This is a genomic window from Angustibacter aerolatus, from assembly GCF_054776675.1.
This window is the reverse complement of the sequence record NZ_BAAHBM010000008.1, coordinates 22,404-44,195: the sequence shown is the minus strand read 5'-3', so window position 1 is coordinate 44,195 and position 21,792 is coordinate 22,404. Positions and strand designations below refer to the sequence as shown.

The 21,792-nt window shown below is 75.6% G+C and carries 16 protein-coding genes; 10 read left to right on the top strand and 6 right to left on the bottom strand.

Features of this window, described 5'->3' with window-relative positions:
- Positions 1-36 precede the first annotated feature (36 nt).
- From ACYVI6_RS03565 to ACYVI6_RS03555, 3 genes are all read left to right on the top strand, one after another.
- The gene (locus tag ACYVI6_RS03565; protein WP_460445053.1) at positions 37-636 is read left to right on the top strand and encodes a DUF3000 domain-containing protein; all 600 of its coding nucleotides are present in this window, start codon (positions 37-39) and stop codon (positions 634-636) included.
- Between the two features lie 138 nt (positions 637-774).
- Complete coding sequence (locus ACYVI6_RS03560; protein ID WP_460445086.1) at positions 775-1,389, top strand: response regulator transcription factor; 615 nt, start codon at positions 775-777, stop codon at positions 1,387-1,389.
- Between the two features lie 76 nt (positions 1,390-1,465).
- The gene (locus ACYVI6_RS03555; protein WP_460445052.1) at positions 1,466-2,788 is read left to right on the top strand and encodes an HRDC domain-containing protein; all 1,323 of its coding nucleotides are present in this window, start codon (positions 1,466-1,468) and stop codon (positions 2,786-2,788) included.
- A 4-nt stretch (positions 2,789-2,792) separates the two neighbouring features.
- On the opposite strand, the gene ACYVI6_RS03550 is transcribed toward ACYVI6_RS03555, so the two are convergent.
- Positions 2,793-4,229: a protoporphyrinogen/coproporphyrinogen oxidase gene (locus ACYVI6_RS03550; RefSeq protein WP_460445051.1), complete on the bottom strand. Its 1,437-nt coding sequence runs from the start codon at positions 4,227-4,229 to the stop codon at positions 2,793-2,795.
- Between the two features lie 141 nt (positions 4,230-4,370).
- On the opposite strand from ACYVI6_RS03550, the gene ACYVI6_RS03545 reads away from it, so the two are divergent.
- From ACYVI6_RS03545 to ACYVI6_RS03535, 3 genes are all read left to right on the top strand, one after another.
- Positions 4,371-5,588 (top strand): thiolase family protein, encoded by a 1,218-nt coding sequence (locus ACYVI6_RS03545; RefSeq protein WP_460445050.1) that lies wholly within the window; start codon positions 4,371-4,373, stop codon positions 5,586-5,588.
- On the top strand, positions 5,585-7,756 hold the full coding sequence (locus ACYVI6_RS03540) for a 3-hydroxyacyl-CoA dehydrogenase NAD-binding domain-containing protein (RefSeq protein ID WP_460445049.1): 2,172 nt from the start codon (positions 5,585-5,587) through the stop codon (positions 7,754-7,756). The genes ACYVI6_RS03545 and ACYVI6_RS03540 overlap by 4 nt, the downstream gene beginning before the upstream one ends.
- Before the next feature lie 74 nt (positions 7,757-7,830).
- Positions 7,831-9,831, top strand: coding sequence for a glycoside hydrolase family 88 protein (locus ACYVI6_RS03535; protein ID WP_460445048.1), 2,001 nt, complete (start codon positions 7,831-7,833; stop codon positions 9,829-9,831).
- A 1-nt stretch (position 9,832) separates the two neighbouring features.
- Here the strand turns inward: ACYVI6_RS03535 and ACYVI6_RS03530 are convergent, their stop codons facing one another.
- Positions 9,833-11,347 carry a hypothetical protein gene (locus ACYVI6_RS03530; RefSeq protein ID WP_460445047.1) on the bottom strand — a complete coding sequence of 505 codons (1,515 nt, stop codon included), beginning with the start codon at positions 11,345-11,347 and terminating at the stop codon, positions 9,833-9,835.
- Between the two features lie 194 nt (positions 11,348-11,541).
- On the opposite strand from ACYVI6_RS03530, the gene ACYVI6_RS03525 reads away from it, so the two are divergent.
- Positions 11,542-12,468 carry a hypothetical protein gene (locus tag ACYVI6_RS03525; RefSeq protein WP_460445046.1) on the top strand — a complete coding sequence of 309 codons (927 nt, stop codon included), beginning with the start codon at positions 11,542-11,544 and terminating at the stop codon, positions 12,466-12,468.
- 289 nt (positions 12,469-12,757) lie between these two features.
- Here the strand turns inward: ACYVI6_RS03525 and dxs are convergent, their stop codons facing one another.
- The gene (dxs, locus tag ACYVI6_RS03520) at positions 12,758-14,665 is read right to left on the bottom strand and encodes a 1-deoxy-D-xylulose-5-phosphate synthase (protein ID WP_460445045.1); all 1,908 of its coding nucleotides are present in this window, start codon (positions 14,663-14,665) and stop codon (positions 12,758-12,760) included.
- Between the two features lie 84 nt (positions 14,666-14,749).
- Positions 14,750-15,118, bottom strand: coding sequence for a hypothetical protein (locus tag ACYVI6_RS03515; RefSeq protein ID WP_460445044.1), 369 nt, complete (start codon positions 15,116-15,118; stop codon positions 14,750-14,752).
- Positions 15,119-15,227: 109 nt separating this feature from the next.
- On the opposite strand from ACYVI6_RS03515, the gene xylB reads away from it, so the two are divergent.
- From xylB to ACYVI6_RS03500, 3 genes are all read left to right on the top strand, one after another.
- Entirely contained in the window at positions 15,228-16,676 is a 1,449-nt protein-coding gene (xylB, locus tag ACYVI6_RS03510) for a xylulokinase (protein WP_460445043.1), read from the top strand.
- Positions 16,677-16,791: 115 nt separating this feature from the next.
- Positions 16,792-17,919: a xylose isomerase gene (xylA, locus tag ACYVI6_RS03505; RefSeq protein WP_460445085.1), complete on the top strand. Its 1,128-nt coding sequence runs from the start codon at positions 16,792-16,794 to the stop codon at positions 17,917-17,919.
- Between the two features lie 2 nt (positions 17,920-17,921).
- Complete coding sequence (locus ACYVI6_RS03500) at positions 17,922-19,178, top strand: ROK family protein (RefSeq protein ID WP_460445042.1); 1,257 nt, start codon at positions 17,922-17,924, stop codon at positions 19,176-19,178.
- Here ACYVI6_RS03500 and ACYVI6_RS03495 read toward each other — a convergent pair.
- Positions 19,151-20,449, bottom strand: coding sequence for an ROK family protein (locus ACYVI6_RS03495; RefSeq protein WP_460445041.1), 1,299 nt, complete (start codon positions 20,447-20,449; stop codon positions 19,151-19,153). The two genes, ACYVI6_RS03500 and ACYVI6_RS03495, sit on opposite strands and share 28 nt — an antisense overlap.
- Before the next feature lie 2 nt (positions 20,450-20,451).
- Positions 20,452-21,777 (bottom strand): sugar ABC transporter permease, encoded by a 1,326-nt coding sequence (locus ACYVI6_RS03490; protein WP_460445040.1) that lies wholly within the window; start codon positions 21,775-21,777, stop codon positions 20,452-20,454.
- Between the last annotated feature and the right edge of the window lie 15 nt (positions 21,778-21,792).

Genomic DNA, 21,792 nt, shown 5'->3' with positions numbered 1-21,792 from the left:
CGCCGCGGGCGCGAGACCCGGACGTACGCTGCCCGCATGGCCGCCGGCACCGTGCCCGACGACGCGCCGCTGGAGTTCCAGCAGGCGCTCGCCGCGATGCGCGCGGCCCGGCTGCGGCCCGAGGTGCGGCTCGGCGAGGCGCCCGCGCCGCAGCGGATCGCGCCGTACGCCGTCGCGCTGACCGCCGAGGTCGTCGAGCGGCGCTCGACCGGCCCCGAGAGCGACCCCGACGAGCTGGCGAGCGGCCGCTTCGTGCTGCTGCACGACCCGTCGGCGCCGTCCCCGTGGGGCGGCACGTTCCGCGCCGTGACGTTCGTGCGGGCCGCGCTCGAGCCGGAGATGGGCGTCGACCCGGTGCTCGGCGAGGTCGGCTGGGCGTGGCTGGTCGACGCGCTGCACGAGCGCGGTGCGACCTACTCGCACGAGGGCGGCACGGTGACCCGGGTGGTGTCGCAGTCGTTCGCGGCGCTCGCCGACCGGCCGGCGTCCGCCGAGGTCGAGGTGCGTGCGTCGTGGACGCCGGAGACCGCCGACCTCACCGCGCACCTGCTGGCCTGGACCGACCTGCTGTGCACGGTCGCCGGGCTGCCCCCGGTGCCGGACGGCGTCACCGCGCTGCCCGCCCGCCGGCTCTGAACCGCTGACCCGTCGACCGCAGGTCGGTCACAGCGCGTCGACAGGTGATGGGTCAAGGACCCGACAGGGGGTGCCGATAGACCCCCAGACGGACGACGTCGCGCGCTACAGCGAGCGACCGGGGTGCCGTTCACGAGCCTGGAGGTGCCGGTGGCTGCTGTCACCGAACGGGTGGGGCTCCCGCCGCTGCCCCGCACCGGACGCTTCACGGCGCTGGTCGTCATCGGACCGCAGGGTCAGCGCGAGTCGGTCAGCCGCACCCTGCGCGCGCTCGGCGTGCGCGAGGTCGTGCAGGCGGCGTCCGTCGAGGAGGCCCGCCGGCGCGCCGCGCTGCTGGGCGGCCCGGCCATGTGCGTCGCCGACGTCTCGCTGCCCGACGGCTCGGGGCTGACGCTGCTGCGCGAGCTGCGCGCCGTCGGCTGGCTGCGCGGGCTCGCCCTGTCGCACGCCGAGGACCCTTACACCGTGCGCGCGGCCCTGTCGGCCGGCGTCCGCTGCTTCCTCGTGTCGGGTCGCCCCGCCGCGGTCGTGCCCGTGCCGGGTGCGGGCGGGCTCGCCGAGCAGCTGTCGACCCGCGAGGTCGAGGTGCTGCAGCACGTCGCGAACGGCCGCTCCAACAAGGAGATCGGCGCCGCGCTCGGCCTGTCGGCCCTCACCGTCAAGAGCCACCTGGCCCGCATCGCCCGCAAGGTCGGCACCGGCGACCGCGCCGAGATGGTCATGCTCGCCCTGCGCGCCGGGGTCATCAGCTGACGCCCGGCGACGTGCTCGCCGCGCGGCAAGCACCGGTGCGCACCGGCGTGTCGGTGCGACCGCGTAGCATCTGCGCGTGACCCAGGCCGTCCCCATCCCGCTGCTCGAACCGCGGGACGGCGTCCCGGACGTCGTCACCGACGAGCGCGCGCTGCTCGAGGCGGCCGCCGCGCTGGCCGCCGGCACCGGCCCGGTCGCGGTCGACGCCGAGCGCGCGTCGGGCTACCGGTACGGGCAGGCCGCCTACCTGGTGCAGCTGCGCCGCGAGGGCTCGGGCACCTGGTTGATCGACCCCGCCGCGCTGCCCGACCTCTCCCCCGTGCACGACGCGCTCGCCGACGTCGAGTGGGTGCTGCACGCCGCGACGCAGGACCTGCCGTGCCTGGCCGAGGTCGGCATGCGGCCCAGCCGGCTGTTCGACACCGAGCTCGGCGCCCGCCTGGCCGGGCTGCCCCGCGTCGGCCTCGGCGCCGTCGTCGAGCAGCTGCTCGGGCTGACGCTGGCCAAGGAGCACTCCGCCGTCGACTGGTCGACCCGCCCGCTGCCCGACCCGTGGCTGCGCTACGCGGCGCTCGACGTCGAGGTGCTGGTGCAGCTGCGCGACGAGGTCGCCCGGCTGCTCGAGGAGCAGGGCAAGCTCGGCTGGGCCGAGCAGGAGTTCGCGGCCCTGGTCGCCGCCGGGCCGCCGGCCCCGCGCGTCGACCCGTGGCGCCGCACCAGCGGGCTGCACAAGCTGCGCTCGCGTCGTCAGCTCGCGATCGCCCGCGCGCTCTGGCAGGCCCGTGACGCGCTGGCCCGCAAGCGCGACGTCTCCCCCGGCCGGGTGCTGCCGGACGCCGCGCTCGTCGAGGCCGCCGCCGGCGCACCGCGCACCGTCGAGGAGCTGACCGCGCTCGCCGGGTTCCGCGGGCCGGCCGCCCGCCGGCACGCCAACGTCTGGCTCGACGCCGTGGCCCGCGGGCAGAAGGTGTCCGAGCGCGAGCTGCCCCCGCACACCCTGCCCTCCGACGCGCCGCCGCCCCCGCGCGCCTGGGCCGACCGCGACCCCGACGCCGCCGCCCGCCTCACCTACGCCCGCACCGAGCTCGCCGACCTGTCGGAGCGGCTCACCGTGCCGGTCGAGAACCTCATGACGCCCGACACGGTGCGCCGCGTGCTCTGGCAGCCGCCGGCGCCCGACGCGATCGCCGACCGCCTGGCCGAGCTGGGCAGCCGCCCGTGGCAGGTCGACCTGGTCGAGCCCGTGCTGCGGGCCGCCCTCGACGAGACCGCCGAGACGCGCGCCGCCCGCGAGGCCGAGGCCGCCGAGGCCGCCGAGGCCGCCGAGGCCGCCGAGGCCGCCGAGGCCGCCGAGGCGGCTGCCGACGACGAGCCGAGCTCGCCGACTCCCCCGGCCTGACGGCTCAGTCGTCCAGCACCTGTCGCCGCGAGCGCTCGCGCGCCGACGCCCAGGCGGCGTGGTCGAACCCGCCGCCCGGCAGCAGGCAGTCGGCCGCGTCGTACGCCATCCGCATCGCGGTGTGGCTGGTGTCGTGCACGAACAGCCCGAGCCGTCCGAGCACCGTGACGTGCGCGAGCCGGTCGGCCCACGCCGACAGACCGGCCAGCCGCTGCTGGTACCCGACCGTGTAGACCGGGTACACCCGCGGCAGCCGTCGCACCTCGACGCCGCCCTCGGCGGGCAGGTCGATCGGCGGCAGGCCCACCCGGGCGAGCGACTGCTGCACCAGGCGGGCCAGGTCGTCGGGGGCCGCCGACCACGTCGCATCGCCCACCGCGCAGGGGATCTCGGCGCACAGCACGCTGCGGTCGGTGGGGTCGTCGGGGCTGTCGCGGTAGTTCGCCGGCTCGCTGATGCGCGTCATCGGCGTCTCGGGGCCGGGCAGGTAGTGCGCGTCGTGCCCGGTCCAGCGGCCGCCGCGGTGCACCAGGTACACCAGCACCATCGCGCGGAACACCAGCCCGGCGGCGTCCCCCGCGGCCTGGGCGGACGGCGCGGGGCGGGCGACGCGACCGAGCGCGGTGAGCGGCAGCGTCGAGAAGGCGTGCCGCGCCAGCAGCCGGCCGCCGTCCCACTCGACGAGCACGCCGTCGTGCCGGGCCCGCACCGCGTGCAGGCGGGCACCGGTCACGATGCGGGCGCCGTCGGCGCGGGCGGCCGTCACCAGCGCCTCGGTGATCTGCCCGAACCCGTTGCGCGGGTAGTGGTACAGCCCGCGGCCGCCTCGCCCGCCGCGGTGCCGGCCAGCCCGTGCGGCGACCTTCCACGCCGAGTCCGCGCCGATCCGGCGGCGCGCCTCCTCGGCGTCGAGCTGCTCGCCGTCGAGCCCCCAGAGCTTGCGGGCGAACGGGCCGTACACGGCGTCGTACAGCGCGGGCCCGAGGCCGGCCCGGAGCACCCCGGCGTAGGAGTCGTCGTGCCGGCGCCGGGCGACGCCGAGCACCGTGTCGGCGGCGGCCCGCGCCAGCAGGCGCCCGGGCAGCACCGACGCCAGCTCGCCGGGACGCACCGGGTAGCCGACCCAGCGCCCGGCGACGCGCACCCGGCCGTCGCGCTCGCGGGTCTGCAGGTCGGTGCCGAGCAGCCCGCGCAGGTCGGCCAGCAGCTCGGGGTCGACCGACTCGTGCACCCGGTGCGAGCCCAGGTCGACGCGCACACCGGCCACCTCGTGGCTGGAGGCCCGCCCGCCGAGCAGCTCGGTCGGCTCCAGCAGCACCACCGACCGGCCCGCCTGCGCCGCCCGCCGGGTGGCCGCCACACCCGCCGGTCCCGCCCCCAGCACCACCAGGTCGACCACCTCGGGACCCGGCTCCGCCACCTGGGCCACGGCGTCCGACATGCGCCGGATCCTACGGTCCGCCGCACCGCGGCGCGCCGCGACGGGGCCCACGACCTCCGCCCTCGACCCGCAGGTTACCGGTGAGTAGCATGGCGCCGGCGGCGTCGCCCGGGCGCTGCTCCCCCACTGCCAGGAGGACCCGTGCCCCGCACGCTCCGCGACGTCGTCTTCGTCGACGGCGTCCGCACGCCGTTCGGCAAGGCCGGCGAGAAGGGCGTCTACGCGCAGACCCGCGCCGACGACCTGGTGGTCAGCTGCATCCGCGAGCTGGTCCGCCGCAACCCGCAGCTGCCGCCCGAGCGCGTCGACGACGTCGCGATCGCCGCCACCACCCAGATCGGCGACCAGGGCCTGACCATCGGCCGGCTCGCCGCGCTGCTGTCGGGCCTGCCGAAGACGGTGCCGGGCTTCGCGATCGACCGCATGTGCGCGGGCGCGATGACGGCGGTCACCACCACGGCGTCCGGCATCGCCTTCGGCGCGTACGACGTGGTGATCGCGGGCGGCGTCGAGCACATGGGGCACCACCCGATGGGCGAGGGCGTCGACCCCAACCCGCGCATCGTCGCCGAGCGGCTCGTCGACCCCAGCGCGCTCGTCATGGGCTCGACCGCCGAGAACCTGCACGACCGCTACCCCGAGATCACCAAGGAGCGCTCCGACGCGTTCGCCGCCGGCAGCCAGCGCAAGCTCGCCGAAGCGTATGCGGCACACCGGATCCAGCCCGACCTCGTGCCGGTGGCGACCCGGCACGACGAGCTCGGCTGGGGCCTGGCCACCGTCGACGAGCCGCCCCGCCCGGGCACCACCGTCGAGCACCTCGCCACCCTCAAGACGCCGTTCCGCCCACACGGCAAGGTGACCGCCGGCAACAGCGCCGGGCTGAACGACGGCGCCACCGCCTGCCTGCTCACCTCGGCCGACGCCGCCGAGGAGCTCGGTCTGACGGCGAAGATGCGACTCGTGGGCTACTCGTTCGCCGGCGTCGAGCCCGAGGTCATGGGCTACGGCCCGGTGCCGGCCACCGAGAAGGTGCTGCGGCAGACCGGGCTGCGCATCGACGACATCGGGCTGTTCGAGCTGAACGAGGCCTTCGCCGTGCAGGTGCTCGCGTTCCTCGACCACTTCGGCATCGCCGACGACGACCCGCGCGTGAACCAGTACGGCGGCGCGATCGCCACCGGCCACCCGCTCGCGTCGTCCGGCGTCCGCCTCATGACGCAGCTGGCCCGGCAGTTCGCCGAGCACCCCGAGGTGCGCTACGGCCTGACGGCGATGTGCATCGGCATCGGCATGGGCGGCGCCGTGGTCTGGGAGAACCCGCAGCACGCCGACTACGGCACGGAGGTGGCCGCATGAGCACCGACACCGGCACCCTCACCGGCCTCACCGACCGGGTCCGCGAGCTCGCCGCCGCGTCTCCCGACGAGCGCGTCACCAGCTGGCACGTGCGCGACGTCGCGCTGCCCGGCGGCCCCGGCACCATGGCGCTGATCACCATGGACAACGGCTTCGACCACACGAAGCCCACGACGTTCGGGCCCTCGGGTCTGCTCGGGCTGCAGCGGGCGCTCGACGGCGTGCAGGCGCGCGCCGAGGCGGGCGAGATCGTCGCGGTCGGGCTCACCGGCAAGCCGTTCGTGTTCGCCGTGGGCGCCGACCTGAAGGACGTCGGCGGCCTGGGCTCGCGCGACCAGGCGCTGACCATCGCGCGCTTCGGGCACGAGCAGCTGCGCCGGTTCGCCGAGCTGCCGGCGCCGTCGTTCGCCTTCGTCAACGGTGCGGCGATGGGCGGTGGCGTCGAGATCGCGCTGCACTGCACCTACCGCACCATCAGCTCCGGCGTGCCGGCGGTCGCGCTGCCCGAGGTGTTCCTCGGGCTGGTGCCCGGCTGGGGCGGCACCCACCTGCTGCCGAACCTCGTCGGGGTCGAGCGGGCCGCGCAGCTCGTGCTGCAGAACCCGCTGAACCAGAACCGGATGATCAACGGGGTGCAGGCGTCGCGGCTCGGCCTGGCCGACGCGCTGTTCGAGCCGGCCGACTTCCTCGCGCGGTCGCTGGCCTGGGCCGGTGCCGTGCTGCGCGGCGAGCAGGTCGTCGAGCGCACCGACGTCGACCGCGACGAGCAGGCGTGGGAGACCGCGCTCACCGCCGTCCGCCGCGAGGCCGACCAGCGCACCGGGCGGGCCGCGCTCGCGCCGTACCGGGCGATCGAGCTGCTGCGGGCTGCCCGCACCGACGACCGCGACACCGGCTTCGCCCGCGAGGACGACGCGCTCGCCGACCTGATCGTCAGCGACGAGTTCCGCGCCGGCGTCTACGCGTTCGACCTCGTGCAGCGTCGCGCCAAGCGCCCCGCGGGCGCACCCGACCGCGACCTCGCGCGCCGGGTCACGGCGGTGGGCGTCGTCGGCGCCGGTCTGATGGCCAGCCAGCTCGCGCTGCTGCTGGTGCGCCGGCTCGAGGTGCCCGTGCTGATCACCGACCTCGACCAGACCCGTGTCGACCAGGGCGTCGGCTGGGTGCACGCCGAGCTGCAGCAGCTCGTCGAGAAGCGGCGGCTGAGCGCCGACAGGGCCGCCCGGTACCGGTCGCTGGTCACCGGCTCGACGTCGAAGGACGGGTTCGCCGACGCCGACCTCGTGGTCGAGGCGGTGTTCGAGGAGCTGTCGGTCAAGCAGCAGGTGCTGGCGGAGGTCGAGGCCGTCGTGTCGCCGGAGTGCGTGCTCGCCACCAACACCTCGTCGCTGTCGATCACCGCGATGGCGTCGGGGCTGCAGCACCCCGAGCGGGTCATCGGGATCCACTTCTTCAACCCGGTGGCGGTGATGCCGCTCGTCGAGATCGTGCGCGGCGAGCAGACCGACGACGCCACGCTCGCCACGGCGTACGCGACCGGCAAGGCACTGCGCAAGACCTGCGTCGGCGTGCAGGACTCGCCGTCGTTCGTCGTGAACCGGCTGCTCGGCCGGTTCATGGGCGAGGTCGGCCGCGTCGTCGACGAGGGCACGCCCCTGCAGGTGGTCGACGGCGCCTTCGCCGGCCTCGCACCGATGCCGCCGTTCGTGCTGCTCGGTCTGGTGGGACCGGCGATCGCGCTGCACAACAGCGAGACGCTCGCCGCCGCCTTCCCCGACCGGTTCCACGTGTCGCCGCTGCTGCGCCGGGTCGTCGAGGCCGGCAAGCGCGGCTTCTACCTGCAGGACGGCGGCCGCCCGCGCCTCGACCCCGACGTCGAGGCGATGCTCGAGCAGCCGGCCGAGCCGGTGGTGCTCGAGCCGGAACAGGTGCGCGAGCGGGTGCTGTCGGCCCTCGCCGAGGAGGCGCGGCTGATGCTCGACGAGGGGGTCGTCGTGGCGGCCGCGGACCTCGACCTGGCGATGATCACCGGGGCCGGCTTCGCGTTCTGGAACGGCGGCCTCACGCCGCTGCTCGACCGCACCGGTGCCGCCGAAGCCGCCACCGGGCGACGCTTCCACCCGCGTGGGGTCGCTGACGTCGCCGACGTCGCCGACGTCGGGGCGTAGCGCCCGTCGTCCACAAGGGCCTGCGAGCGGGTGGCCCGGCGCAGTAGCGTCGGGTCACCCGATCGGAGGAACCCGTGCGCCGACGCCTCGCCCGCACCGCCCTGCTCGCCGCCGCCTGCCTGCTCGCGGGGCTCGTGACGCCCGCGTCGGCCGGCGCGGCGTCCGTGGTCACCGAGACGGTCGACGTGCCCCGGCACTCCGACGTCGTGACGGCCCTGCAGCGCGCCGCCGACTCCTACCGGGGCACCGCGTCGCAGTCGCCCACCAAGCCGGCCGGCTGGTCGTGGGGCACGTACTTCGACGGCGTGCACGAGCTGTACCGCACCTCCGGCGACCAGCGGTACCTCGACGACCTCGTCGCCTGGGGCACGGCCACCGGCTGGCAGCCCGGCACGAACGAGACGAACCCCGACACGGTGAAGGCCGGGCAGACCTACTACGACGTCTCGCGGGTGAGCAGCGCAGCGAACCTGGCGCCGATGGACGCGCGGATGCAGGCCGACCTCACCGGCCTCCCGCAGACGCAGTACTGGTGGTCCGACGCGCTCTTCATGGGGCTGCCGGACTGGACGCGCTGGGCGACGCGGCGCGGCGACACCGCCTACCTCGACAAGATGGACCAGCTGTTCACCTGGTCGCGCGACGTCGGGCTCAATCCCGCGCTGACCACGTGCAGGACCAAGACGGGCGGGCTCTACGACGACGCCGAGGCGCTCTGGTACCGCGACTGCCGCTTCATCGGGGCACCGGACGCCAACGGCAAGAAGGTGTTCTGGTCGCGCGGCAACGGCTGGGCGATCGCCGCGATGGCCGACGTGCTGCAGACCCTGCCCCCGGGTGACGCCCGCGGCGCGAAGTACCGCGACGTGCTGGTCGCCATGGCCGGACGGCTGCGCACCCTGCAGGGCGCCGACGGCATGTGGCGGCGCAGCCTGCTCGACACCCCGCTCTACCCGCAGCCCGAGACGTCGGGCACCGCGCTCATCACCTACGCGCTCGGCTACGGCGTCGAGGCCGGCCTGCTCGACCGCGCGACGTACGTGCCGGTGATCGCCCGCGCCTGGAAGGGCCTGTCGACGATCGCCGAGCAGCCGTCCGGGTTCGTCACCGGCTGCCAGCTCGAGGGCGACCGGCCCGACGGCACGCTGTACACGGCGACCGCCCCGCGCACGCCCGCCACCGCGACCTCCCCGGGCACCGTGACGGCCGACTCGCCGCCGTTCTGCGTCGGCTCGTTCCTGCTCGCGGGCAGCGCCGTGGCGCGGCTCGCGAGCGCCGAGTCGACCGGCCGGCCGGTCACCGCGAGCGCCCAGCAGACCGGCGCCGAGGCCTCCCGTGCGGTCGACGGCGACGTCACGACCCGGTGGACGGCGAGCGGCTTCCCGCAGACGCTGACCGTCGACCTGGGTGCCGGCCACCGGGCCAGCAACGTCACGCTCGTGCCGACGGCCGACCGCGCCTACCGGTACCGCGTCGAGACGTCCGTCGACGGCGTCCAGTGGACCCTCGCGCTCGACCGCAGCACGAACACCGCCACCGGGTCGCGCTCGGACGCCTTCCCCGCGGGCACGGTCGGGCTGCGCTACGCGCGGCTCACGGTGCTGGGGGCCACCGGGACGACGTCGACGAGCATCCAGGAGTTCTCGGTACACGACCGCTACCGGCCGCGCACGAACCTCGCGCACCGCGCACCGGTGGCCGGCACCACGACGGCCGCCGGGTCGGCGGCCGCGAACGCGGTCGACGGCGTGACGTCGACCGCCTGGGCGTCGGCGGCGAAGCCGACCGCGACCGGCCCGCAGCGGCTGCGCGTCGACCTCGGTGCACCGCGCGCGTTCGACACGGTGAGCGTCTGGTCGCGCGCCGGCTCGGGACCGGCCGCGGTGCAGGTGCAGTCCTCCCCCGACAGCACCACCTGGACGACGCTCGCCGCCACCACGCTGCCGAACACCGAGGGACCGCACGTCGTGCTGCTGCCCCCGACGACCGCCCGCTGGGTGCGGGTCGTCGCGACGTCCGGCTACGGCACCGCCGGCATCGGCGTCGCCGAGCTCGAGGTGCTGCCCGCCGGGTGAGCTAACCGAAGAGCGCGTCGTCGAGTGCTCGCCCGGCATCCTCCTGGAAGCGCTGCGGCGTGACGCCGAGCACGTCGCGCAGCACGCGCGACTGCACGGCGGGCTCGTCCAGCGCGTCGACGCTCTTCGACAGCTCGGCGTGCAGTCGCAGCAGCGTCGCCTCGCCCCAGCGCTCCCGCACGTACGTGCAGGCGATCAGCGCGTCGGAGTAGTGGCCCACCACGGTGCCCTGGTCGCCGGTGTAGAAGCTCACCGACGCCGGCAGGTGCAGCGCGAAGTCCCCCTCCCCGATCGACTCGTACAGCTCGGGGTCGGGGACGTCCTCGTCCTCCAGCAGCGTCTGCACCGACGAGGGCCGCAGCGCCGTGTACTCCGCGATCCCCTCGACCATCCAGGTCGGTGTGCCCGGCAGCTGCTGTCGCTGCGTCGCGACGTGGGTGATCTCGTGCCGCAGGGTCGACGGGTCGACGTCGGCGCCCGCGGCGTCGACGGCGATCCGCGACCCCACCTCGGCCGGCGCCAGCGTCGGGGTGTCGAACCAGGTGAAGCCGTCGAGCACCGGGTAGGCGATGGCCAGCGGCTGCGCGCCGCCGAGGTCGGTGCCGCGCAGCATCCGCTCCATGGTCTGCGAGTCGTGCGCGGCGTAGACGACGACCCGGCCGGGCCAGGTCGAGGGCCCGGCGGGCCAGACCCGCTCGACGGCCTCCACGGCCTGGTCGGCGCGGCGGGCGAGTGCCGGCAGCGCCTCGTCGTCGCCGGCGTCGCCCACGACCAGCGAGTGCCGCCCGGTGGCGACCTGCACCTCGCCGAGGTCCCAGGGCGCCGAGTGCCCGCCCGGGGGCAGGAAGGCGTCCGCGTCGGTGTCGCTGAGCAGCCGCCACCCGCCGTCGACCCGGGCGATCGTCAGCGCGACGGCCTCCGCGACGTCGCCCTCGTCGTAGCCACGCAGCCGGTGGGTCGCGACGACCGCCGCCACCGTCGCCGTCGGCCCCCACCTGCGGGTGGTGCCGGGCACCGTGTACGACCGGCCGGGCAGCGCCCGGTACGCGAACGTCTGGAACGGCAGGCGGTCGAGCCCGCGGAACTGCGCTCGCTGGCGCTCGACGAACGACGCGTCGTCCGTGCCGACCACCGACATCCAGGCCGCCTCGTCGTGCGTCAGCACCGCCCGGGCCCGCACGTCGAGCAGCCGCTGCACCGCGGCGTCGCGCGCGCCGGGCGGCAGGCCGCTGCCGTCGTCGCCCGCGCCCGCCACCTCGACGACCGTGTTCACCAGCAGCAGCGCCACCAGCGCGCCCGCGACCGCGAGCACCCGGGTGCGCAGCCGCCAGCGCCACGGGCGCAGCTCGACGCGACCCCGAGCGGCAGGCTCGTCGTCGTCCGCGGCCTCGGGCGCCCGGGCGGCAGGCAGCGGGCCGGGCGCGAGCGCCGGGTCGTCCGAGTCGGCCGCAGGACGCGCCGGACCTGCCGGTCGCTCAGGGTCGGTCGCGTCGGCCGGCCGGTCGAGGAGGCTCACGGAGGGCAGCATCGGCGGGTCGGCGGCCGGGGTGGAGGCGTTCGGCGAGGCCGTGACGCGATCGTCATCGTCGAGTCACCGACGGCTGCGCTGCGCGACGACCCTCCACCGATCGCATGGACCTCGGGACGTCAGGTGCCGCAGAGCCGCCTGGCGCGTCGCCGCCGCTCTCAGGGCGGGCTAGGTTGCAGCACATGGCAGGCAGGCACCGCTCAGGCGACACGGCGCTGCGCCGCGGCGTCCTCGCGGTCAGCGTCCTCGACGACGTCCCGCTCGAGCCCGACGCGGCCGGCGTCCGGGTCGGTGCGTCGTGGGACGACGCACGCTCGACGTGGACCCCCGTGCCGTGGTCGTGCCTGCACGACGCGCTGATCGGCGCCGACCCCGAGGAGCCGACCGGCCGCCTGCGGCTGCGCGACTGGCTGCGTGCGGTGGCCCTGCTGGGCCGTGACCGCGAGCGGGTGCGCGAGCTGGCGGTGCCGCTCGCCCTCCCGGCGGGGCACGCGCTGCACCCGGGCCGCGACTGGGTGCGCGAGCAGCTGCTCGGTGGCGCGCTCGACCTCGGCATCGGCCTGCGGCCCGACCCCTTCTCGGCGGCCGTGCACCTGTCCCCCGCCGAGCGGCTGGCCGGCACCCAGACCGCGGTGCCGCTGCCCACGACCGCGCTCGCCTGGGCGGGCGTCGACGCCGCTCCGTGGTGGCCGTTCCTGCGGCAGCGCGTCGAGGCGATGGGCCGCGTCACCCGCGACCGCCTGGTGCGCGACGACGGCCGGGTCGTCTCGCCGGTCGGTGGCTGCGACGCGCTGACCCTGCTCGCCTCCCCCTCCCTGCGCGCGCACCTCGCGGGCTCGGACGGCACCGGCATGCGGGCCGTCGCCGCCCCGATGCGCACCCGCGCGTGGTTCGACCTCAGCCGCATCGACCCCGCCTACGTGGGCGCCGCGGCCACCGCGACCGAGCCCGAGCAGCGCGGCATCGGCCGTCCGCTGCTCGTGACGGTCGACGAGGTCGGCCTGGCCCCCCGCCGCGAGCGCGTCGTCGACCTGGTCCGCGCCGCGCTGGCCGACCCTGCCGCCCCCATCGACCTCACCGCCACCGAGCGCGACGTCCGCTGGCGCTAGCCGCACTCGCCTGCCGCCCCGCCGCCCCGCCCCGCCGCCCCGCCGCCCCGCCGCCCTGCCGCCCCGCCGAGGGCGACGGCTGCCGGCGCTCACCCGCTCGACCGACGCCGTCTCACGGGGCGCGCATCGGGGCGACCAGCACCGCTCCGGCGAAGGCCGTTGCCACGATCGTGCGGCGGCGGCCACTCCCCGAGGCTGCGGCACCCTTCGTACGGCGTGCAGGCCCCTCGAACGGCGCGTCAGCCGACTTCACGTGGCTCGCACGCACCCGTCGCGGGTCGAGCGGGGGTCAGCTGCGCCGGTCGTCGCCGACGGGGGCGTCCTCGAGGGCGGGCTGGCGCCGGGCGAGCTCCTCGACGACTCGGCGGGTGACGCCCTGGGCGTCGAGCTCGAGCGAGGCGAGCACCTCGGCGCGGGTGCCGTGGTCGAGGAAGCGCGGCGGGATGCCGAGGTCGACCAGCGGCACGGTCGACCCGGCGTCGCGCAGGGCCTGGGCGAGGCGCGACCCCACGCCACCGACGCGGCTGTTGTCCTCGAGCGTCACGACGAGCTTCGCCGACGAGGCGAGGCCGACGAGGGCGGGGGCGACGGGCAGCACCCAGCGGGGGTCGACGACGGTCGCGGTCATGCCGTGGGCGACGAGCAGCCGGGCGGCCTCCAGCGCCGTGCCGGCCATGGCGCCGACCGCGACGAGCAGCACGTCGGCGTCGTCCGGCTCGTGCAGGACGTCGACACCGCCGACGGTGCGCACCGGGGGCAGGTCGTCGGGCACCGCGCCGCTCGGGAACCGGACGACGGTGGGCGCGTCGTCGACGGCGAGGGCCTCGCGCAGCTCGGCGCGCAGGGTGGTGGCGTCGCGCGGGGCGGCGATCCGCAGGCCGGGCACGACCTGCAGCACCGACATGTCCCACATGCCGTTGTGGCTGGCGCCGTCGGTGCCCGTCACCCCGGCGCGGTCGAGCACGAACGTGACGCCGGCACGGTGCAGCGCGCAGTCCATGAGCACCTGGTCGAAGGCGCGGTTGAGGAAGGTCGCGTAGACGGCGACCACGGGGTGGAGCCCGCCGAAGGCCAGGCCGGCCGCGCTCGTGGCCGCGTGCTGCTCGGCGATGCCGACGTCGAACACCCGCTCGGGGTAGGCCGCTGCGAACCGGTCGAGGCCCACCGGGATCATCATCGCCGCGGTGGTGGCCACGACGTCCGGCCGCTCGTGGGCGACGCGCACCATCTCGTCGGAGAACACGCTGGTCCAGCTCTGCCGCCCGGACGGCGACGGTGCGCCGGTGGTGGGGTCGGTGCCGGGCCGGACGGCGTGGAAGTGGTCGGCCACGTCGCTCACGGCGGGCACGTGGCCGCGGCCCTTCTGGGTGATGACGTGCACCAGCACCGGGCCGCCGAACTCCTTGGCCCGCACCAGCGCGTGCTCGACCGCCTCGACGTCGTGCCCGTCGACCGGGCCGAGGTACTTCAGCCCGAGGTCCTCGAACATGCCCTGCGGCGCGACGATGTCCTTCAGGCCCTTCTTGACACCGTGCAACGTGTCGTAGACCGGGCCGCCGACGACGGGCGTGCGGCTCAGCGACCGCTTGCCCCACGAGAGGAAGCGCTCGTAGCCGCTGGTGGTGCGCAGCGTCGCCAGGTGGTCGGCGAGGCCGCCGGTGGTCGGGCTGTAGGAGCGCTCGTTGTCGTTCACCACGATCACCAGCGGCAGCGACTTGTCGGCGGCGATGTTGTTCAGCGCCTCCCAGGCCATGCCGCCGGTGAGCGCGCCGTCGCCGATGACCGCGACGACGTGCCGCTGCTCGGCGCGCAGCCGGTAGGCCTTGGCGACGCCCTCGCCCCACGACAGCGAGGTCGACGCGTGCGAGTTCTCGACGACGTCGTGCGGGCTCTCGGCGCGGCTGGGGTAGCCGGAGAGGCCGCCGGCCTGCCGCAGGCTGCTGAAGTCGTGGCGGCCGGTGAGCAGCTTGTGCACGTAGGACTGGTGCCCGGTGTCGAACACGAGCGTGTCGCGCGGCGAGTCGAACACGCGGTGCAGGGCGATGGTGAGCTCGACCACACCCAGGTTCGGCCCGAGGTGGCCCCCGGTGCGCGACACGGTGGTGATGAGCAGCTGGCGGATCTCGTCGGCGAGCGCCGGCAGCTGATCCGGGCGCAGCGCGCGCAGGTCGCGAGGGCCGCCGATGGTCTCGAGCACGTCTGCGAGTGTAGGTGCGGCACCTGCCGGATGCACCCTTCGAAGCGCAACAAGTTGCCGTCTGCACAGGATCTGCGCACCGCGCTACAGCCGCGGCACGTACCGCAGGCCGCGCAGCGCGTCGCCGACGAGCCGGACGCCGCGGTGCGCCGCCAGCAGCCTGGCGTGCTCGTGGTCGAGCGCGTCGAGCACGCGCTGCACGTCGCGCGCGTCGAGGTGCTCGCCCAGCTCGGCCCGCGCCGCCCCGCGGGCCGCGGCGTTGGCCTGCCCCTGCGCGAGCACGTGCCGCTCGGCCAGCCAGGCCAGCGCCACCGGCTGCGCGAGGCCGGGGTGGGCGCGGTACTCGTGCGGGCACTGGTCGAGCAGCCAGCCGACCGCCGTCCGCTCGAAGCCCTCGGTGCCGGCGGGTCGCACGTCCCGCGGCCAGCCCGGTGGCACCCGCCCGTCGCTCACCCCACCAGTCTGCCTCCCGGGTGAATCGACCGCCCTCCCGGTTGACTTCGTTCAGGACTCGTACGAAGATCGGTGACGTCAGCGTGGACGACCGCCTGGAGGCACACCGATGACCACCGTGGACCGCTCGGACGCACCCCTGGTGCTGGGCATCGACTCCTCCACCCAGTCGACGAAGGCGCTGCTGGTCGACGCCCGCGACGGCACCGTCGTCGACCAGCGCTCGGCGCGTCACCCCGAGGGCACCGAGGTCGACCCGCGCGCCTGGCTCGACGCGCTGGCCGCGACCACCTCCGAGCTGCTCCCCCGCGCCACCGCCGTCGCGGTCGGCGGCCAGCAGCACGGCCTCGTGGCCCTCGGTGCGGACGGCGAGCCGGTGCGCCCGGCGCTGCTCTGGAACGACACCCGCTCCGCCCGGCAGGCCGAGGCCCTCGTCGAGGAGCTCGGTGGCCCGAAGGCCTGCGCCGAGGCCGTCGGCTCGGTGCTCGTCGCCAGCTTCACCTCCACCAAGCTGCGCTGGGTGCGCGACCACGAGCCCGACCTCGCGCCCTTCGTGAAGCAGGTGCTGCTCCCCCACGACTACCTGACCTGGCACCTCGCCGGCCGCCCCGACGAGGCCACCACCGACCGCGGCGACGCCTCCGGCACCGGGTACTTCTCGCCGGCCGAGGACCGCTGGCTGCCCGAGCTCGCCGAGAACGCCCTCGGGCACCCGGTGCGGCTGCCCCGCGTCGCCCGTCCCGACGAGGTCGTGGGCGAGGCCGTGCTGGCCGCCGACGCCCGCTCGGCCGGGTCGGCCCCGCGCATCGGCGCCGGCACCGGCGACAACATGGCCGCCGCGCTCGGCCTCGGCCTGCAGGCCGGTGACGTCGCGCTGTCGATCGGCACGTCGGGCGTCGCGTCGACCGTCGCCACCGGTCCGACCGCCGACCCCACCGGCCTGGTCACCGGCTTCGCCGACGCGACCGGCGCCTACCTGCCGCTGGCCTGCACGCTGAACGCCGCCCGGGTGCTCGACACCGCCGCCCGCATCCTCGGCGTCGACCACGAGGGCCTGGCCCGGCTCGCGATGCAGGCCGCACCCGGCGCGGGCGGGGTCGTGCTGCTCCCCTACCTCGACGGCGAGCGCACCCCCAACCGCCCGGACGCCGCCGGCACCCTGCACGGCATCACCACCTCGACCGGCCCCGCCGAGATCGCCCGCGCCGCCGTCGAGGGCCTGCTCTGCTCGCTCGCCGACGCGCTGGACCACCTCGTCGCCGCCACCGGCCAGCCGGTGCGGCGGATCGTGATGGTCGGCGGCGGCGCGCGCAACGCCGCCGTCCGCGCCCTCGCCCCGGCGGTGCTCGGGCAGTCGGTGCACGTGCCCGGCGAGGCCGAGTACGTCGCGCTCGGCGCCGCCCGGCAGGCCGCCTGGGCCGCCGCCGGCACCGCCGAGCCCCCGCACTGGGCGCTGCCCGACGTCCGCACGTTCGAGGCGGAGCCCACCCCGCACGTCCGGGAGCAGTACGCCGGGCTGCGCGACCGCACCGAGGACTGGCACCGCAGCCTCGCCTGAACCGATCGACCCGACCGACCCGCACGACATCCGTCCGGAACCGCTCTCTCACAACCACTCTGGAGCACCTGTGCAGATCCCCACCCCCAAGCCCGAGGACAAGTTCTCCTTCGGCATGTGGACCATCGGCTACAGCGGCCGCGACCCGTTCGGCGAGCCGACCCGCGCCCCCCTCGACCCGGTGCGCGGGCTCGAGAAGCTGGCCGAGCTCGGCGCGTACGGCGTGAACTTCCACGACGACGACCTGGTGCCCTTCGGCAGCGACGACGCCGAGCGCACGAAGATCCTCGACCGCTTCAAGCAGGGCCTGACCGACACCGGCCTCGTCACCACCACGGTGACCACGAACCTGTTCTCGCACCCGGTCTTCAAGGACGGCGGGTTCACCTCGAACGACCGCGCCGTGCGCCGCTTCGCGCTGCAGAAGGTCATGCGCAACCTCGACCTCGCCGCCGAGCTCGGCGCCAAGGTGTTCGTCGCCTGGGGCGGTCGCGAGGGCTCCGAGACCGGTGGCTCGAAGAACGTGCCGGCCGCGCTCGACCGCTACAAGGAGGGCTTCGACCTGCTGGGCCAGTACGTCGTCGACAACGGCTACGACCTGCGCTTCGCGATCGAGCCCAAGCCGAACGAGCCCCGCGGCGACATCCTGCTGCCGACCGTCGGCCACGCGCTGGCGTTCATCGAGACCCTCGAGCGCCCCGAGCTGTACGGCGTGAACCCGGAGATCGGTCACGAGGAGATGGCGAACCTCTCTGCCGCAGCCGGTTTCGCGCAGGCGTTGTGGCAGGGCAAGCTCTACCACATCGACCTCAACGGCCAGCACGGCCCGAAGTTCGACCAGGACCTGCGCTTCGGTGCGGGCAACGTGCGCGGCGCCTTCTGGGTGGTCGACGTGCTGCTCGCCGGCGGGTACGACGGCCCGGTGCACTTCGACTACAAGCCGGCCCGCACCGACGACGACGCCGGCGTGTGGGTGTCGGCCGCGGCCTGCATGCGCAACTACCTCATCCTGCGCGAGAAGGTGCAGGCGTTCCGCGCCGACCCCGAGGTGCAGGAGGCGCTCGAGGCCGCCCGCGTGCCCGAGCTGTCGGTGCCGACCCTGAACGAGGGCGAGACCTGGCAGCAGCTGCAGGCCGAGGCCGCGCCCGACCTGGCCACCCTCGACGCGCTCGGCGCCCGCGGCATGGCGTTCGAGCACCTCGACCAGCTCGCGCTCGAGCACCTGTACGGGGTGCGCGGCTGACCGTGCTCGACCCAGCCCAGCCGGCCCGGCTCGTCCAGGGTCCCGTCGCCACCGAGCGGCTGCGACGCCAGAACACGGCGCTGCTGCTGCGCTCGCTGCGCGACGAGGGCCCGGGCAGCCGGGCCGAGCTGGCCGGCCGCACCGGGCTGTCGAAGGCCACGGTCGGCACGATCGTGCAGTCCCTGCAGGGCGTCGGCGCGGTGACCGAGGACGTCGCCGAGCCGGCGTCCGCGGCCCGGGCCGGCGGTCGCACGGGCCGACCGGGACGCCCGGTGCGGCTCGACGGCGCCACCACGGTGGGCCTCGGGCTCGAGGTGAACGTCGACCACCTCGCGGTGACCGCGCTCGACCTGTCGGGCCGCACGGTGCTGGCCCGGCAGCGGCCGGCGAGCAGCGCGCCGTCGACCCCGCACGACCTGGCGGCGCTGGTGCGCGAGACGCACGCCGAGCTGGTCGGCGGCGGGCACCGGGTGCTCGGCGTCGCCGTCGCCGTGCCGGCCCTGGTCGACCGCGAGGCCGGCGTCGTCGTCGACGCCCCCAACCTCGGCTGGCACGACGTCGACGTCGTCGCCGCGGTGACCGGCCAGGACGACGCGCTCGGCGGCTGTCCCGTGCGGGTCGACAACGACGCGAACTGCGCGGCCCTGGCCGAGCACGTGCGCGGCGTCGCCCGCGGGGTCGGCGACGCGCTCTACCTGACCGGCACCGTCGGCATCGGCGCGGGGCTGCTCGTCGACGGCGAGGTGCGCCGCGGCCGGCACGGGTTCGCCGGCGAGGTGGGTCACGTGCCGTTCGGCCGCTCGACCCGCGAGTGCGTGTGCGGACGCCGCGGCTGCTGGGAGGCCTCGATCGGCCTGCACGCCGTGCAGGCCGCTGCCGGCGCACCGGTCACCCACGGCACCGACCCGACCACCGCCGGGGCCGCGCTGGCCGAGCTGGCGGCACGCGACGACCGGGCCCGTGACGCGGTCGCCGGCCTGGCCGGTGACCTGGCCGCCGGGCTGCTGCCGCTGGTCGGCGCGCTCGACCCGTCGATCGTGGTGCTCGGCGGCTACTTCGTGCCGCTCGGCCCGCTGCTGCTGCCGACCGTGCGCGAGGTGCTCGGACGCCGCGCCTCGACCCGCCCCGGTGGCGCCACGGCGTCCGGCGAGCCCGCCTGCCGGGTCGAGCCGAGCACGCTCGGGCTGCAGGCGGCGGCGCTCGGCGCCGCCACCGACGTGCTGGCCGAGGTCTACGCCGGAACGCTCGCCTTGGCCTGAACCGGCACCTTGGTGTCGGTCGCCACCGCGGCACGGCGGCGGGGCGCGGTGCCCAGCGCGGCGCGGGCGTCGCGGCAGGCCGTCGCCAGCACGCCCGCGGGGTCGCCGAGCACGGCCTCGAACGCCTTCTCGGCCGCGCCCACGAGCACGGCGTCGCCGCCGAGGGCCGGCACCACGACGCGCACCTGCTCGAACGGTGCGGTGAGGGCCGACGTCTCCAGCACGGCGTCGGCCTCGTCGCGCACCACCGGGTAGAGCGAGCGCAGCATGCCGCCCAGCACGACCACCTCGGGGTTCAGCACGTTCACGATGCTGGCCAGACCGAGGCCGAGGTACCGTCCGACGGTGCGCAGCCCGGCGGACGGGCGCGACACCTCGGCCAGCCGCTCGGCGAGGTCGACCTCGACGCCGCTGTCGACCTTGAGCGCCCGCGCCACCGCCGAGGAGCCGATCTCGGTCTCCCAGCAGCCGCGGCTGCCGCAGCGGCAGACCCGCCCGCGCGGGTTCACCACGAGGTGCCCCAGCTCGCCGGCGTACCCGCCGGTGCCGTGCAGCGGCTGGCCGTTCACGATGACGCCGCCGCCGACGCCGACGTCGCCGGCGAGGAAGACCAGGTCGGTGTGACCGACGGCCGCCCCGCGGGTGTGCTCGGCGAGCGCACCGAGGTCGGCGTCGTTGGCGACCAGCAGCGGCAGCGACGCCGACCCGAGGCGCTGCCGCAGCAGCGTCGCGAGCGGCACGTCGCGCCAGCCCATGTTCGGCGCGAAGCGCACCAGGCCGTCGAGCTCGCGCACCACGCCGGGCACGCCCACCGCGATGCCGAGCAGCACGCCGTCCGCCGGTGCGTCGGCCACGAGCTGGCGCAGCAGCCGCACCAGGGTCGAGGCGACCGCCGCCGGCGAGCCGGACGGCGGGGTGCGGCCCGAGGTGAGGGCCAGCACCTCGCCGCCCAGGCCGACGCGGGCGACGCGCACGGCGTCGACCCCGACCTGGGCGGCGAGCACGAAGACCGCGTCGGAGCTGAGCCCGACGTCGAGCGACGGGCGCCCCGCGCTGCTCCGCTCCCCCTCGGGAGCGGTCTCGTGCACGGCGCCGAGCTCGACGAGCTCGCCGACCAGCCCCGCGATGGTGCTGCGGTTGAGCTGCATGCGCTCGGTGAGCTCGGCCCGTGACAGCCGGCCGTCGTGGTGCAGGTGCGACAGCAGGGTGGCGAGGTTGTGCCGCCGCACCCCTGCCTGCGTCGTCCCGGCGCCCGGCCTGCCCCGGGCCATGGTCAGATGCCCGAGGCGTTCCGGCGGCGGCGCGAGATCGCGTCGACGGCGGCAGCGAGCAGCAGGACCAGGCCGGTGACCCAGAAGTTGATGTACGACGAGAGGTTCATCAGCGACAGGCCGTTGTTGATGACGGCGATGACCAGACCACCGATGATCGCGTCGCGCATCTTGCCCCGGCCGCCGAAGAGGCTGGTGCCACCGATGACGGCCGCACCGACGGCGTACAGCAGCGTGTTGCCGCCACCGGCGTCCGGCGTCACCGAGTTCAGGCGCGAGGCGTCGAGGATGCCGGCGATGGCCGCCATGCTCGAGGCGATCACGAACACCGAGATGCGGATGCCGGTGATGCGGATGCCGGCGCGGCGCGCGGCCTCGCGGTTGCCGCCGACGGCGTAGACGTGCCGGCCGTAGCGGGTGCGGCTGAACACGAACGTCCAGACCACGAGCAGCAGCCCGACGATCGGCACCGTGTAGGGGATGCCGCCGACGAAGAAGTTCGGCACGCGCGAGCGGTTGGAGTTCAGGATCGCGGCGATGCCGAGCAGGATGATCGCCACGCCGACGATGCGCATGATGACCAGCGCGAGCGGCGGGTGCTGCAGGTTCTTGGCGACCTGCTGGCGGTAGCGGTTGAACGTCAGCCCGGCGAAGAGCAGGGCGACGACGATCGCCACGATCCAGCCGGCGGTCACCGGCAGCGCGCTGTTGGCGATGCCGACGAGGGTCTCGTTGCGCACCGGCACGGTGCCGCCCTCGCCGATGAGACGCAGCGTGACGCCCTGCAGGCCGATGAAGAAGGCCAGGGTCACGACGAAGCTCGGGATGCCGAGGCGGGCCACGAGCAGGCCGATGCACAGACCGATGAGCACGCCGGTGCCGACGGCACCCAGGATGCCGATCGGCCAGGCCAGGCCCTTGTTCACCAGGATGGCCATGACGCCGGCGGCCGCGCCGCCCGCGACACCGGCCGACAGGTCGATGTCGCCGAGCAGCAGCACCGGCACGAGCGCCATGCCGAGCACGCAGATGGAACCGGCCTGCACCAGCAGGTTCGCGATGTTCGCGACCGACAGGAACACGTCGGGCTGCAGGATGAAGAAGACGATGCCGAGCACGACGAGGCCGGCGACGGCCGGCAGCGCGCCGGTGTCACCGCCCTTGACGCGGTCGAGGTAGTCGCGCCAGGCGCCGCTCAGCGTGGTGGCCTTGACGTCACCGCTGAAGTCGGTGCCGGCCAGCGAGGTGGTGGCGTTCGCGCCGCCACCGGCGACCGTCGCGGCGGAGGGCTTGTCGAGTCGGGACGGGTCGCCCGGGGAGGTGGACATCTCAGGTCTCTCTGT